We start from the raw sequence: 13809 nt of genomic DNA on the forward strand, positions 1-13809 counted from the left end.
GTTGATACGTCGCGAACCCTTCTTCCCCCTCCGGGGGAGGAGGGCCGTAAGGCCCGGAGGGGGCCAGTAGGTGAAAGAATCCGATGTTTCCGGTGGGCCCTCGCCAACTCGCCCCCTCCGGATGCTGCGCATCCTCCTCCCCCGGAGGGGGAAGAAGGATGATCTCGTTCCCCGCCTGACCAAGGCCCTCATCGGCGCCCTGGGCGTTCAGGTCGTGCTATTCACCGTCAGCGCCGCGTTCCCGCCTGACATGACCCGCGCCCGCCACTCCTCGCCGGTCACCCTCGACCGACGCGGGACCTGGCTGCGCGCCTTGCCGGTCGAGGACGGGCGGTGGCGGATCCGGGCGGACCTCCAGCGCACCGACCCCACCTTCCAGAAGCGCCTGATCAAGGTCGAGGACGCGCGGTTCTGGTGGCACCTGGGCGTGGACCCACTGTCGCTGACGCGGGCGATCGGATCGACGGTGGTCCATGGCCGGGTGACCTCCGGCGCCTCGACCCTGACCATGCAGACCGCGCGCCTGCTGGAGCCGCGTCCGCGCAATCTGGGCTCGAAGCTGATCGAGATGGTCCGCGCCGTGCAGCTGGAGTCGCGCCTGTCCAAGCGCGAGATCCTGGCCCTGTACCTGACGCTCGCCCCCTACGGTGGCAACCTGGAAGGCGCGCGGGCCGCCAGTCTCAGCTATTTCGGCGATGAGCCGTCCAGCCTGACCGACGGCGAGCAGGCGATGCTGATCGCCCTGCCGCAGTCGCCCGAGGCCCGCCGCCCCGACCGCCGCCCCGAGGCCGCCAAGCGCGCCCGCGCGTCGGTGCTGGAGAAGATGGTCCGCGCCGGAACCATCAGTCAGGCCGCCGCCTACGAGGCCGAGAACGAACCCCTGCCGCGCCGCACGCCGTTCCCGGCCCTGGCCTGGCACGTGGCCGGCGAGCTGGCCCGCAACGCACCCGCCAACCAGGCCAGCGTGGTCTCGACCTTGGACGCAGACCTGCAATCGCGGCTGGAGCCGATGGCCGCCGCCGTGGCGGGCGCGCAGGGACCAGACGCCACCGCCGCCATCCTTGTGGTCGAGATCAAGACCCGCGCCGTCCGCGCCGCCGTCGGCTCGGCGGGCCGCGATCGGGCCGGCGGCTGGGTGGACATGACCCGCGCCCTGCGCTCGCCGGGCTCGGCCCTGAAGCCCTTCATCTACGCCATGGCCATGGATGACGGCCTGGTCGCCGCCGACACCCAGCTGGCCGACAGCGCCACCCGCTTCGCCGACTACCAGCCCGAGAACTTCGACCGCGTCTTCCACGACAAGGTTACGGTGCGCGAAGCCCTGGCGCACTCGCTGAACGTCCCGGCCGTGGCGACCCTGGAGAAGCTGGGCTCCGAGACCTTCGCCGGCCGCATCGAGGCCGCCGGAGCGCACCTGGCGCGACCGAAGGCGCAGCTGAAGGAGGCGGGCCTGGCCCTGGCGCTGGGCGGGGAGGGGATCACCTGGCGCGATCTCGTCATGCTGTACGCCGCGCTCGGCGACAACGGGATCGCCAAGCCCCTGGCCTGGACCGAGGACGAGGCCAAGACCCGCGACCGGTCCAGCGGCCACCGTCTGGTCCGCCCCGAGGCGGCGAGCCAGGTGCTGGACATCCTGCGTGAAGCCCCAGCGCCCCGAGGCCGAGCGCCTTCGGCCCTGACGCGCGGCGGGCCGTCCATGGCCTTCAAGACCGGCACCTCGTACGGCTTCCGTGATGCGGTGGCGGCCGGCGTGGTCGGGGGTTATGCGATTCTGGTCTGGACGGGTCGGGCCGATGGCGGCGCGCGCGGGGGACTGACCGGACGTGACGCGGCCCTGCCGCTGCTGTTCGACGTCGCCGACGCCATCGGGACCCAGGCCTCGGCCCCCCGCCCGATCGCGCCGAAGTCAGCGCCCCTGGCGTTGCAAAAGCTGCAAGCCGAGCACGCCGGCCCCCGTCTGATCTTCCCGCCCGACGGCGCGGCGGTGCAGGTCGATGCGTTCGGGTCGAAAGCGCGAGGCCTGGTGCTCGCCGCCGAAGGCGAGGGCCTGACCTGGTACGTGGAAGGCCAACCGCTGGATCCGGATCCGGTCAGCGGGCGGGCCATCTGGAAGCCCAGCGCGCCGGGCTTCTACAAGCTGGCGGTGGTGGATGCGCAGGGGCGGCGGGTGACGGCGCGGGTGCGGATCAAGGGGGAGTAGTTGGGGCTCAGGCTTTTCCTACCCCTTCAATCGTCATCCCGGGCGGCCGCAGGCCGACCCGGGACCCAGGGGCCGCCGCACTGCACTGGCCCCTGGGTCCCGGCTCTCCGCTGCGCTGCGGCCGGGATGACGAGATATTTTGAAGCCTGGAGGTAAGACGCTTACCCCTCGTCCCGCTTCCAGAACGGACGATCCTGGACCACCGTCTCGGCGATCGTGCGCTCATAGTCCTCGCGGCTGGCGATGCCGATGTTGAGGTCGTTCACCAGGCCGTCGGCCAGCGAATAGACCCAGCCGTGCACGGCTAGTTCCTGGCCGCGCGCCCAGGCGTCCTGGACGAAGACGTCGGCGGCGACGTTGCGCACCTGGCGGGCGACGTTGAGCTCGGTCAGGCGATCGAGCATGGCGCGCTTTTCGGGGATCTGCTCCAGCTCGTGCTTGTGCTCGGCATGGACCTCGCGGATCGGGTGCAGCCAGTGATCGACCAGGCCCCGGCGCTGGCCGTCGATGGCCGCCGCCACGCCGCCGCAACCATAGTGGCCCACGACCATGATGTGCTTGACCTTCAGCACGTCGACCGCGAACTGCAGCACGCTGAGGTAGTTGGCGTCCTGCGGCGGGGCCAGATTGGCGACGTTGCGGTGGACGAACAGCTCGCCCGGATCCAGGCCGACGATCTCGTTGGCCGGCACGCGGCTGTCGCTGCAGCCGATCCAGAGATATTCCGGGCTCTGCTGGTTTTCCAGGCGCTTGAAGAACTCCGGGTCGATCTGAGTCTTGCTCTTCGACCAGGCGGCGTTGTTGGCTTTCAGGTCCTCAAGCATCTAGCGCTCCGGATGATGGTCTGGGTGGGCGGCGGCGATGGCCGGGTGCTTGGCCGCGCGGGCGGCGGCGGCCTGGATCGCCGGGAACGGCGAAAGATCGACATTGAAACGGCCGGCGTTGAACACCTGCGGCACGAGCAGGCAGTCGACCAGGCCCGGCGCGTCGCCAAAGGCAAAACCGCCCGAGTGCTGTGCGACCATGGGCTCGAGGGCCCGGAAGCCGTCGCTGATCCAGCGCGCGGTCCAGGCGTTGCGGTCGGTCTCGCCGATGCCCAGCGCCGTCAGCTGGCGCTGGACCCGCAGGTTGTTCAGCGGATGGATGTCGCAGGCGATGATCTCGGCCATGGCTCGCACGATGGCCCGCTCGAACGGGGCGGTCGGCAAGAGGCGCGGCTCGGGCATCACCTCGTCCAGCCATTCCAGGATGGCCAGGCTTTGGGTCAGCGGGCGGCCGTCGATCTCCAGGGTCGGGACCAGAGCTTGGGCGTTCAGGGCGCGATAGCCGTCTTCCTGGTGAGCATTGGCAACCAGGTCGACGGGCCGCAGCTCGTACGGCAGCCCCTTCAGGTTCAGGCCGATCCGCACCCGATAGGGCGCGGCCGCGCGTTTGGCGCTGTGCAGGACGAGCTTCACGGCGCGCTCCTAGACGAGGGTGAACTCGATGCGCCCGACGCCCTCGACCTCGCCGACGACCTTGTCGCCGAGGACGATGGCGGCGACGCCCTCGGGCGTGCCGGTGAAGATCAGGTCGCCGGCGGCCAGGGTCCACAGCTCGCTGGCCTTGGCGATGACCTCGCCGATGTTCCAGATCATGTCGCCGACCTCGCCGCGCTGGCGCTCGGTTCCGTTGACCGACAGGGTGACGGCGGCTTCCGGCGGCGGGGCGTCCATCACCCGGATGGCGGTGATCGGAGCGCTTTCGTCGAAGGCCTTGCCGGCTTCCCACGGATGGCCCTTGGCCTTGGCGGCGCCTTGCAGGTCGCGGCGGGTCAGATCCACGCCGACCGCGTAGCCGAACACGGCTTCCAGGGCCTGCTCGACCGAGAGGTTCGCGCCGCCGCTCTTCAGCGCCACGACCAGCTCGATCTCGTGATGCAGGTCGCTGGTCGCCGGCGGATAGGCGATCTCACCCTTCAGCGGCGCGATCGCGTCGGCGGGCTTGCTGAAGAAGAACGGCGGATCGCGCGTGTCGGCGCCCATTTCGCGGGCGTGGGCGGCGTAGTTGCGGCCGACGCACAGGATGCGGCGCACGGGGAATACGGCGTCCGATCCCTCCACCGGGACCGTCGGGATGGCGTGCGGGGGAAAGGCATAGGTCGTCATGGCGCCTCCTGTAGACCCAAAATCCGTACGCCAAAACCCCCGCCGGGATCGAGGCCGCAAAGTGGTCGCCGTTCAGAAATCCTGTGGTTGAGGTCTTCGTCTAAATGTTCTTTCACTTGCCCCGGTCCGCGCCGTCGCGTCATGTCACGGTTGGGGATATTGGCGGCTTATTGGGGGCTTTAGGACGCGCATGCTCATCATCGAAAATCTGACCCACGTCTATGGCAACGGCACCCGCGCCCTGGATGAGGTCAGCCTGACCATTCCGCGCGGCATGTATGGCCTTCTGGGGCCGAACGGCGCGGGCAAGTCGACCCTGATGCGCACCATCGCCACCTTGCAGGCCCCGACCTCGGGCCACATCCGCTTCGGCGACATCGATGTCCTCAAGAACCCCGAGGAGCTGCGCAAGACGCTGGGCTACCTGCCCCAGGACTTCGGCGTCTATCCGCGCGTCTCGGCCTACGACATGCTGGACCACATGGCGGTGCTGAAGGGCATCGCGGGCGCCAAGGAGCGCAAGGCCACGGTCGAGCACCTGCTGAACCAGGTGAACCTGTGGAACGTCCGCAAGAAGGCCATCGCCGGCTTCTCGGGCGGCATGCGCCAGCGTTTCGGCATCGCCCAGGCCCTGATCGGCGATCCGCGCCTGATCATCGTCGACGAGCCGACGGCCGGCCTCGATCCCGAGGAGCGCAACCGCTTCCTCAACCTCCTGGCCGAGATCGGCGAGAACGTGGTGGTGATTCTCTCGACCCACATCGTCGAGGACGTTTCGGACCTGTGCCCGGCCATGGCCATCATCTGCGACGGCCGCATCGTGCGCGAGGGCGCGCCGGCCGAGCTGGTCGGCCAACTGAAGGGCCGGATCTGGAAGAAGATCATCGACAAGCCCGAGCTTGAGGCCGCCAAGGCCCGCTACAAGGTCATCTCCACTCGTCTGTTGGCGGGCCGCACGGTCATTCACATCCTGTCGGACGACAATCCCGGCGAGGGCTTCACCCCGGTCGAAGGGGGGCTGGAGGACGTCTACTTCTCCACCCTCTCGACCACGCGGCGGGCGGCCTGACGGGGAGCGGCGTCATGTTCGGCAAGATCGCGGGCTTCGAGCTCCGTTACCAATTGAAGTCGCCCGTCTTCTGGGTGGTGGCGACCATCTTCTTCCTGCTGACCTTCGGGGCGGCGACGATCGACCAGATCCAGATCGGGGGCGGCGGCAACATCCACCGCAACGCGCCGTTCGCGATCGCCCAGACGCACCTGATCCTGTCGATCTTCTACATGTTCGTGACCACGGCCTTCGTGGCCAATGTGGTGGTGCGCGACGACGAGACGGGCTTTGGGCCGATCCTGCGGTCCACCCGGGTGAAGAAGTTCGACTATCTGTACGGCCGCTTCACGGGCGCGTTCCTGGCGGCGGCGATCTCGTTCCTGGTCGTGCCGCTGGCCATCTGGATCGGCTCGCACATGCCGTGGATCGATCCCGAGCGCCTGGGCCCCAACGACCTGCACGCCTACCTGTTCGCCTATTTCGCCCTGGCCCTGCCCTCGATCCTGCTGACTTCGGCGCTGTTCTTCGCCCTGGCCACCGTGACCCGCTCGATGATGTGGACCTATGTCGGCGTCATCGCCTTCATGGTGCTGTGGATCATCGCCAACATCGCGCTGGACCGGCCCGAATACGAGAAGATCGCCGCCAATTTCGAGCCTCTGGGCACCGCCGCCTACGGCCTGGTCGCCAAGTACTGGACGGCCAGCGAGCGCAACAGCCTGGTGCCGCCGCTGTCGGGCGTGCTGCTGTTCAACCGCGTCTTCGTGCTGGTGTTGTCGGCCGTGTTCCTGGTCGCGGCCTACGGCCTGTTCCGCTTCCAGTCGGCGGATCTTTCGGGCCAATCCAAGGCTAAACGGGGCAAGGTCAAGAAGAGCAAGAAGGCCAAGGCTGACGACGAGGCCGCGCCGCAAGCGCTGAGCGGCCCGCTGCCGCAGCCGGTGTTCGACCGCAAGACCGCCTGGGCGCAGCTGGTCATGCGCACCCGTCTGGACATGGGCCAGGTGTTCAAGAGTCCGGCCTATTTCGTGCTGCTGGCGCTCGGCCTGGCCAATGCCATGGGCGCGTTGTGGTTCGCCACCGAGGCCGGGCGCTACGGCGGCGTGGTCTATCCGGTGACCCGCGTGCTGCTGCAGCCGCTGCTGGGCTCGTTCGGCCTGATCCCGATGATCATCGCCATCTACTATTCGGGCGAGCTGGTCTGGCGCGAGCGCGAGAAGAAGACCCACGAGATCATCGACGCCACCCCCGTGCCCGACTGGGCCTTCGTGGCGCCCAAGACCCTGGCCATTTCGCTGGTGCTGGTCTCGACCCTGCTGGTCAGCGTGCTTGCCGCCATCGTCAGCCAGGTGTTCCACGGCTACTTCAACTTCGAGCTGGACAAGTACCTGCTGTGGTACGTCCTGCCCCAGGCCATCGACTGGATCCTGCTGGCGGTGTTCGCCGTGTTCCTGCAGGCGATCGCCCCGCACAAGTTCATCGGCTGGGGCCTGATGGTGATCTACATGGTCACCACGATCACGTTCGTGAACCTGGGCTTCGAGCACAAGCTCTACAACTACGGTTCGGTCACCGACACGCCGTTCTCGGACATGAACGGTCTGGGCAAGTTCTGGATCGGCGCCTGGTGGCTGCGCGCCTATTGGAGCGCCTTCGCCCTGATCCTGCTGGTGGGCGCCTATGGCCTGTGGCGGCGCGGGACCGAGACCCGCCTGCTGCCGCGCCTGCGCCGGCTGCCGCTGCGCCTGACGGGCGGGGCCGGGATCCTGGCGGGCGGCGCCCTGGTCGTGTTCGTGGCGCTGGGCGGCTTCATCTACATGAACACCAATGTCTGGAACGAGTACCGGACCCGCATCGACGGCGAGAAGTGGCAGGCCGACTACGAAAAGACCCTGCTGCCGTTCGAGAATGTCCCCCAGCCCAAGATCGTCTCCATGACGCTGGACGTCGACGTGCGGCCGCACACGCCCAGCATCGAGACCAAGGGCTCGTACGTCTTCGAGAACCGCACCGGCGCGGCGCTGAAGGAGATCCACGTCCGCTTCGACCGCGACCTCAAGGTCAAGGGCCTGTCGATCGAGGGCGCGCGGCCCAAGAAGACGTTCGAGAAGTTCAACTACCGCATCTTCGCCTTCGACACGCCGATGGCGCCGGGCGAGCGGCGCAAGATGAGTTTCATCACCCAGCGGGGACAGTTGGGCTTCCCCAACAGCGGCCAGGAGCACCGGGTCGTCGACAACGGGACCTTCGTCAACAACATGGAGATCGCGCCGATCCTGGGCATGTCGCGCGACGGCCTGCTGCAGGACCGCGCCAAGCGCCGCAAGTACGGCCTGCCGCCCGAGCGCCGCATGGCCAAGCTGGGCGATGTGGCCTCCCGCCAGTTCAACGGCCTGCGCAAGGACGCCGACTTCGTCACCTCCGACATCACCGTCTCGACCGAGGCCGACCAGACGCCGATCGCGCCGGGCTACAAGGTCTCGGACACGGTGAAGGGTGATCGCCGCATCGCCCGCTTCGTCACCGAGGCGCCGATCATGCCGTTCGTCTCGATCCAGTCGGCTCGCTACAAGGTGGCCGAGGAGACCTACAAGGGCGTCCAGCTGGCGGTCTATTACGACCCGCAGCACACCTGGAACATCGACCGCATGAAGCAGTCGATGAAGCGTTCGCTGGACTATATGGGGACCAATTTCAGCCCCTATCAGTTCCGCCAGCTGCGCTTCCAGGAGTTCCCCGACTACGAGCAGTTCGCCCAGTCGTTCGCCAACACCATTCCGTGGTCGGAGGGGATGTTCTTCATCTCCGACTATCGTGACCCAACCAAGATCGACATGGTCACCTATGTCGGCGCCCACGAGATCGGCCACCAGTGGTGGGCCCACCAAGTGATCGGCGCCGACCAGCAAGGCGGGGCGATGCTGAGCGAGACCTTCGCCCAGTACTCGGCCCTGATGGTGATGAAGCGCACCTATGGCGAGGCGCAGATCCGCCGGTTCCTGAAGTTCGAGCTGGATAGCTATCTGCGCGCGCGCGGCGGCGACGTCCTGGACGAGCAGCCGCTCTACAAGGTCGAGACCCAGCCCTATGTCTATTACCGCAAGGGCTCGCTGGTCATGTATCGCCTGCAGGATCAGGTGGGCGAGGAGACGGTCAACCGCGCCCTGCGCAAGCTGATCGCCGACCACGCCTTCAAGGGCGCGCCCTATCCGATCACCACCGACTTCCTGACGATCCTCCGCGCCGAGGCGCCGGCCGACAAGCAGGCCCTGATCACCGACCTGTTCGAGAAGATCACCCTGTACGACCTGAAGACCAAGTCGGCGGTGGTCAAGAAGCGGGCCGACGGCAAGTTCGACGTCACGGTCACGGTCGACGCGGTCAAGAAATATGCCGACGGCAAGGGCAAGGAGACGCCCGCGCCGCTGAACGAGACCATGGACATCGGTCTCTTCACGGCCAAGCCGGGCGACAAGGGCTTCGACGCCAAGAACGTGGTGGCCTATCAGCGCCGGCCGATCCGGTCGGGCGTCCAGACCTTCACCTTCGTGACGGCCAAGGCTCCGACCTTCGCCGGCATCGACCCCTACAACACCGTGATCGACCGCAATGGCGACGACAACACGGTCAAGGTCGGCGCCCAGTGAGCAAGGCCGGAGAGTGAGTGAAATCCAGCTGGATGCAGGCGCGCTGAACGCGTTCCTGCGCCGCGCCTTTCCCGACATCGATCCCGAGCACATCGCCTCGGTGGTCGAGGTCGGGCCGGGGCGGGCCTTGCTGAAGCTGCCGCATCTGTCGCGCCACCTGCGGCCGGGCGGGGTGATCTCGGGGCCGACCCTGATGGGCCTGGCCGACACCGCGGCCTATGCCGTGGTCCTGGCGCACATCGGCGAGGTGGCCATGGCGGTGACCACCTCGCTGAACATCCATTTCCTGAGGGGCTGCCAGCCCGGCGATCTCTACGCCGAGGCCACCCTGCTCAAGCTCGGCCGCCGCATCGCGACGGCCGATGTCCTGATTTGGACGGAAGGACGCGAGCGAGCCGCCGCCAAGGCGACGGTCGCATACGCTATCCCTTAGAAGGCTTAGTGGCCTTCCTTGGCCTTGGCGACGTCCTCGCCGGTGTCGAAGCCCTTCTTCAGGCCCTCGGCCATGTTCAGGTGCTCCTGGACCTTCGGGGCCGTGGCGGCGGCGAAGGCCTTCAGCGCGCCGGTGTCGCCGTCCTGGGCGTAGCGCTGCAGCAGGTTCAGGGCCGCCTGGTGGGCGTCGACCTGGCTGTCGGCGTACTTCTTGTCGAAGTCCTTGGCGTCGGCCTTGTTCAGGTCGTCCAGCTTGCCTTGCAGGTCTTCCGGCAGGGCGGTCGGCGGCGTCAGGGCCGCGCCCGAGGCGGCGATGGCGGCCTTCAGCTCTTCGGTGGTGGCCATGTGGGCCTTTTCCATCGAGGCGGCGAACTTCTTCACCGAGGCGTTGGTCGAGCGCTTGGCGGCGACCTTGGCGGCCTCGATCTCGAACATGTCGCTGGCCGCGGCCTTGGCGACGAAGACGTCGGCCTTGGTCTCGTCCGACGGGGTCGGGACAGTGGCGGCGGGGTTGGCGTCCGGCGTGGCGGCCTGCTCGGCCGGGGTCGCGGCGCCCTTGGTCTCATCGGCCTTCTGGCCGCAAGCGGCGACGCTCAGCGCGGCGATGGCGGCGCCGACAATCAGGATATGACGGGTCATGGGGCTGTCTTTCCCTGGGGTTCTTTTTGTAGTGAGGGTGGGGCGGCGCCGCGGTTCGCCGTCGTGCTCAATAAAACATCACGGGGCCGTGAACGGTTCCGAGGGACAGGGGCGAATAACAAATGACACACCAAGCGCCTTTGGGTCCGCTGACCGGTCTGCGGGTTATCGAGATGGGCTCTTTGATCGCCGGGCCGTTCTGCGGCCAGGTGCTGGGCGACTTCGGCGCCGAGGTCATCAAGCTGGAAGACCCCAAGGTCGGCGATCCGATGCGCCAGTGGGGACGCTCCAAGCCCAAGGGCCTGTCGCCCTGGTGGCCGGTGATCGGCCGCAACAAGAAGTCCGTCACCGTCGATCTGCGCACGGACGAGGGCCGGAACATCGCCCGCGCCCTGATCGCCAAGGCCGACGTCGTGGTCGAGAATTTCCGCCCCGGCACGCTGGAAAAGTGGGGGATGGGCTATGAGGACCTGGCCAAGACCAATCCCGGCCTGGTCATGGCGCGGGTGTCCGGGTTCGGACAGACCGGGCCTTACTCAAAGCGCGCCGGCTACGCGCTGGTCGGCGAGGCCATGGGCGGCCTGCGCCACATCACCGGCGAGCCCGACCGCAACCCGGCCCGCGCCGGCATCTCGATCGGCGACAGCCTGTCGGGCCTGAACGCCGCCCTGGGCGTGATGATGGCCCTGCACGCCCGCCAGCGGACGGGTCGCGGCCAGGTGGTCGACGCGGCGATCTATGAGAGCGTGCTGACGGTGATGGAGAACCTGATCACCGAATACGACCTGACCGGCTATGTCCGCGAGCGCTCGGGCGCCGTGCTGCCCGGCATCGCGCCGTCGAACGTCTATCCGACCAAGAGCGGTGAACTGGTGCTGATCGGCGCCAACCAGGACACCCTGTTCAAGCGCCTGTGCGACCTGATGGGCCGTCCCGACCTGGCCGAGGACGTCCGCTACCGCGATCACGCCGCACGGGGCGCGAACCAGGCCGAGCTGGACGCTCGTATCGCCGCCTGGACGCTCGACCAGGACATCGACGATCTGCTGCCCAAGCTGCAGGAGGCTGGGTTGGCGACGGGGCGGATCTACCGCGCGCCGGACATGATCGACGATCCGCAGTTCGTGGCGCGGGAGTCGATCGTGACCGTGGCCCACCCGGTGTTCGGGCAACTGAAGATGCAGAACGCCTTCCCGAAACTGACGGAGACGCCCGGCGGGGTGCGGTGGCCGGGACCGACGCTGGGGGAGCATACGGAGGTAGTGCTGACGGAGGTGGCGGGGATGAGCGCGGAGGCGGTCGAAGGACTGAGAGCTAGGGGCGTACTATAGGAGGTCTGTAGGGCTCGATGAACTCGATGAGCATTCCGCCGACAATTTTTGTATACAGGGCGCGTCGGTAGACTTTGTGCGCAGTTATTGGCGCACTGGTTTCAAGGACCACCCCTCTTTTGAATTCGAACCTTCTTGTTCCAAATCACCATCAGGTCATCAGGGTGACCACGGTTTATGGGTGAGTGGGCGACTTCATTTCTATAGGCAAGTGCTGTCTCAAGCCTTCTATAGAGAAGGTCAAACTCGACCTTTCGCGCAGGGTCGACGTAGTGAACTAGAGATCTCAAGGTCGTTAGCATCGTGCGGGCTTGCATGCCCGCCATTGCAATTTGCGTCCTCCGATAGTCGGCCTTCAGGAGGTACGACGCACCAATGATGGCGAAGATTTCTATTGTCTTCCACGACTCAATGAGACGCCCGATCGCGGCATAAATCTCGTCGTCGAGCATTGTGCCGCGCGCATCTCGAAATGGTGAGCTTCGGAAACGCCTGGTCGGATTATTCGACAATTCTCACGCCCGCCCCGTCACTCCGGCGACCGCGCGCGCGATCTGGTGGACGTTGTACGGCTTGCGCACGATCGGGGCGTCGAAGCCCATCGGCGCGGCCTTGTCGGCATAGCCGGTGGCGAAGACGAACGGCCGGCCGATGGTGCGCAGGATCTCGGCGACCGGGGCCACCGACTGGCCGTTCAAATCGGCGTCCAGCACGGCGACGTCGAAGTTCAGCTCGACCATCGACAGCGCTTCGGACAGTTCGGCCGCGCAGCCGACCACCTCGACGCCAGCGTCCTCCAGGCCCGCTTCCAGCTCAAGCGCCAGGAGCAACGAGTCCTCGACGATCAGCACCTTCAGGCCGGCGATGGCGCCCGGACGGACGGTCTCGTCGGCGGCGACCACGGTCTCGACGATGCGCTCGGGGGCCGCCTGGACCTCTTCCATCGGCGGGGCGTCGGCCAGGGCCTCGGCCGCGCCCTGGATCATGGCGGTGACGCCGCTGGGCTTGTAGTTGATGTGGGCCGAGCCGCCCAGTTCGCGGCCGGCGACATCCTCGATCAGGGTGGCGCCGAAGCCCTTGGTCGCCGGGGCGTTGGCCGGCGGACCGCCAGTCTCCAGCCACTCCAGGGCGAAGCCGCCCTCGGGCGTGCGTCGCCAGACCACCTCGACCTTGCCGTTCTCGGTCGACAGCGAGCCGTAGCGTACGGCGTTGACGGCCAGCTCGTGCAGGGCCAGCGACAGGGCGGCCGCCGCGCGCGGCGTCAGGAACATCTCCGGCCCGTCCCAGCGCGTCTGGGTCGGCGACAGGCCGCCCAGTTCGGCGGCGGCGATCCGGGCCAGGGTCGCGCCGCGCCAGCGGGCGGCGCTGAGCAGGTCGTGGGCCGAGCTCATCGACTTCAGCCGCGCGGCGAAGGTCTTGAGGAACACGTCCAGCGAGGCCGACTTGCGCGCCGACTGGGCCGCCACCGACTGGACGACGGCCAGCAGGTTCTTGATGCGGTGGTCCAGCTCGGCGACCAGGTTCTCGCGCTGGGCCTCCTCGGCCTTGCGCTCGGTGATGTCCTGGACGACGCCGATCAGATAGGCCGGCTCGCCGTCCGCCCCAAGCACGATCACGCCCGAGCCGTGGTTCCAGGTCTCGCGGCCGTCGGGGCCGACCGGGCGGCGATATTCGACGTCGTAGCGGCCGGTCTCGCGCAGTTGGCGATTGATGAAGTCCGGCGCCCATTCCTTGTCTTCGGGGTGCAGGTAGTCGAACAGCACCATCCCGTTTTCGCCGGGCACCTCGCCGGGTTCGATGTTTGAGATCTTGGCCAGGCGCGGGCTGACCTTGATGACGTCGCGTTTGATGTCCCACTCGAACTCGCCGAAATTGGCGGCCGAGATGGCCAGCTCCAGGCGCTCGCTCTGCAGGTTGGGCGCCGTGCAGGGCTTGGCCGCCAGGCCGGTCGCGGCCAGATCCGCCAGGTCCTCCAGCGCGGCCAGATCGTCGTCCGAGGCGGGGCCGGACATGCCGGGACCCTCGACCACCAGGGCGCCGATCGCATGGCCATGGACGTCGCGAACGGGAACGGCCAGGCCGACGGGGCCGTTGGCGGCCACCACCTGGGCGGCCAGGTCGCCATCGCGCGGGCTCTCTGGTCCGGCGTAGCCGATATAGGCCTTGCGCCAGACCCGGTCCTTGTCGACCAGCACGAGGGCGGCCTTGGGCGCGTCGAACAGCTTGGCGGCCAGGCGCGCGAAGCGCAGGAACTGCGGCTCGTTCGTCGCGCCGTCCAGGATGTCCAAGGCCTTCAAGGCGTTGAGACGGGCGGCTTCCTGACTGTCGTCGGTGACGATGGGGGCGTCCTCCATGATTCGACCTT

At 67.6% G+C, this 13809-nt stretch carries 12 protein-coding genes; 5 read left to right on the forward strand and 7 right to left on the reverse strand.

Annotated features, from left to right (window positions below; genetic code table 11):
- The first annotated feature begins 121 nt into the window (after positions 1 to 121).
- Positions 122 to 2200: a penicillin-binding protein 1C gene (pbpC, locus tag J7528_RS17185; protein WP_291876824.1), complete on the forward strand. Its 2079-nt coding sequence runs from the start codon at positions 122 to 124 to the stop codon at positions 2198 to 2200.
- A 33-nt stretch (positions 2201 to 2233) separates the two neighbouring features.
- On the opposite strand, the gene J7528_RS17190 is transcribed toward pbpC, so the two are convergent.
- The 4 genes from J7528_RS17190 to J7528_RS17205 are packed head-to-tail and all read right to left on the reverse strand — an operon-like array spanning position 2234 to position 4347.
- Complete coding sequence (locus J7528_RS17190; protein ID WP_291876945.1) at positions 2234 to 2338, reverse strand: hypothetical protein; 105 nt, start codon at positions 2336 to 2338, stop codon at positions 2234 to 2236.
- Between the two features lie 23 nt (positions 2339 to 2361).
- A complete protein-coding gene (locus J7528_RS17195) occupies positions 2362 to 3024 on the reverse strand; it encodes a carbonic anhydrase (protein WP_291876828.1) in 663 nt (220 codons plus the stop codon).
- Entirely contained in the window at positions 3025 to 3657 is a 633-nt protein-coding gene (maiA, locus tag J7528_RS17200) for a maleylacetoacetate isomerase (RefSeq protein WP_291876829.1), read from the reverse strand.
- 9 nt (positions 3658 to 3666) lie between these two features.
- On the reverse strand, positions 3667 to 4347 hold the full coding sequence (locus J7528_RS17205; RefSeq protein ID WP_291876831.1) for a fumarylacetoacetate hydrolase family protein: 681 nt from the start codon (positions 4345 to 4347) through the stop codon (positions 3667 to 3669).
- A 190-nt stretch (positions 4348 to 4537) separates the two neighbouring features.
- Here J7528_RS17205 and J7528_RS17210 point away from each other — a divergent pair, with 190 nt between their 5' ends.
- Genes J7528_RS17210 through J7528_RS17220 form a run of 3 tightly spaced genes read left to right on the forward strand, consistent with a single transcriptional unit; the run spans position 4538 to position 9475 of the window.
- Positions 4538 to 5416 carry an ABC transporter ATP-binding protein gene (locus J7528_RS17210; RefSeq protein ID WP_291876832.1) on the forward strand — a complete coding sequence of 293 codons (879 nt, stop codon included), beginning with the start codon at positions 4538 to 4540 and terminating at the stop codon, positions 5414 to 5416.
- A 14-nt stretch (positions 5417 to 5430) separates the two neighbouring features.
- Positions 5431 to 9042 (forward strand): M1 family aminopeptidase, encoded by a 3612-nt coding sequence (locus J7528_RS17215; RefSeq protein WP_291876833.1) that lies wholly within the window; start codon positions 5431 to 5433, stop codon positions 9040 to 9042.
- 13 nt (positions 9043 to 9055) lie between these two features.
- Entirely contained in the window at positions 9056 to 9475 is a 420-nt protein-coding gene (locus J7528_RS17220) for a PaaI family thioesterase (protein ID WP_291876834.1), read from the forward strand.
- A 5-nt stretch (positions 9476 to 9480) separates the two neighbouring features.
- On the opposite strand, the gene J7528_RS17225 is transcribed toward J7528_RS17220, so the two are convergent.
- Positions 9481 to 10113 carry a DUF4142 domain-containing protein gene (locus J7528_RS17225; protein ID WP_291876836.1) on the reverse strand — a complete coding sequence of 211 codons (633 nt, stop codon included), beginning with the start codon at positions 10111 to 10113 and terminating at the stop codon, positions 9481 to 9483.
- 122 nt (positions 10114 to 10235) lie between these two features.
- On the opposite strand from J7528_RS17225, the gene J7528_RS17230 reads away from it, so the two are divergent.
- Complete coding sequence (locus J7528_RS17230) at positions 10236 to 11444, forward strand: CaiB/BaiF CoA-transferase family protein (protein WP_291876837.1); 1209 nt, start codon at positions 10236 to 10238, stop codon at positions 11442 to 11444.
- A gap of 101 nt (positions 11445 to 11545) precedes the next feature.
- On the opposite strand, the gene J7528_RS17235 is transcribed toward J7528_RS17230, so the two are convergent.
- Positions 11546 to 11896 (reverse strand): hypothetical protein, encoded by a 351-nt coding sequence (locus tag J7528_RS17235; RefSeq protein WP_291876839.1) that lies wholly within the window; start codon positions 11894 to 11896, stop codon positions 11546 to 11548.
- Positions 11897 to 11959: 63 nt separating this feature from the next.
- Positions 11960 to 13798 (reverse strand): HWE histidine kinase domain-containing protein, encoded by a 1839-nt coding sequence (locus J7528_RS17240; protein ID WP_291876840.1) that lies wholly within the window; start codon positions 13796 to 13798, stop codon positions 11960 to 11962.
- Between the last annotated feature and the right edge of the window lie 11 nt (positions 13799 to 13809).

It is taken from the genome of Caulobacter sp. (assembly GCF_017744445.1).
In the GTDB taxonomy this organism is placed as follows: Bacteria; Pseudomonadota; Alphaproteobacteria; order Caulobacterales; family Caulobacteraceae; genus Caulobacter.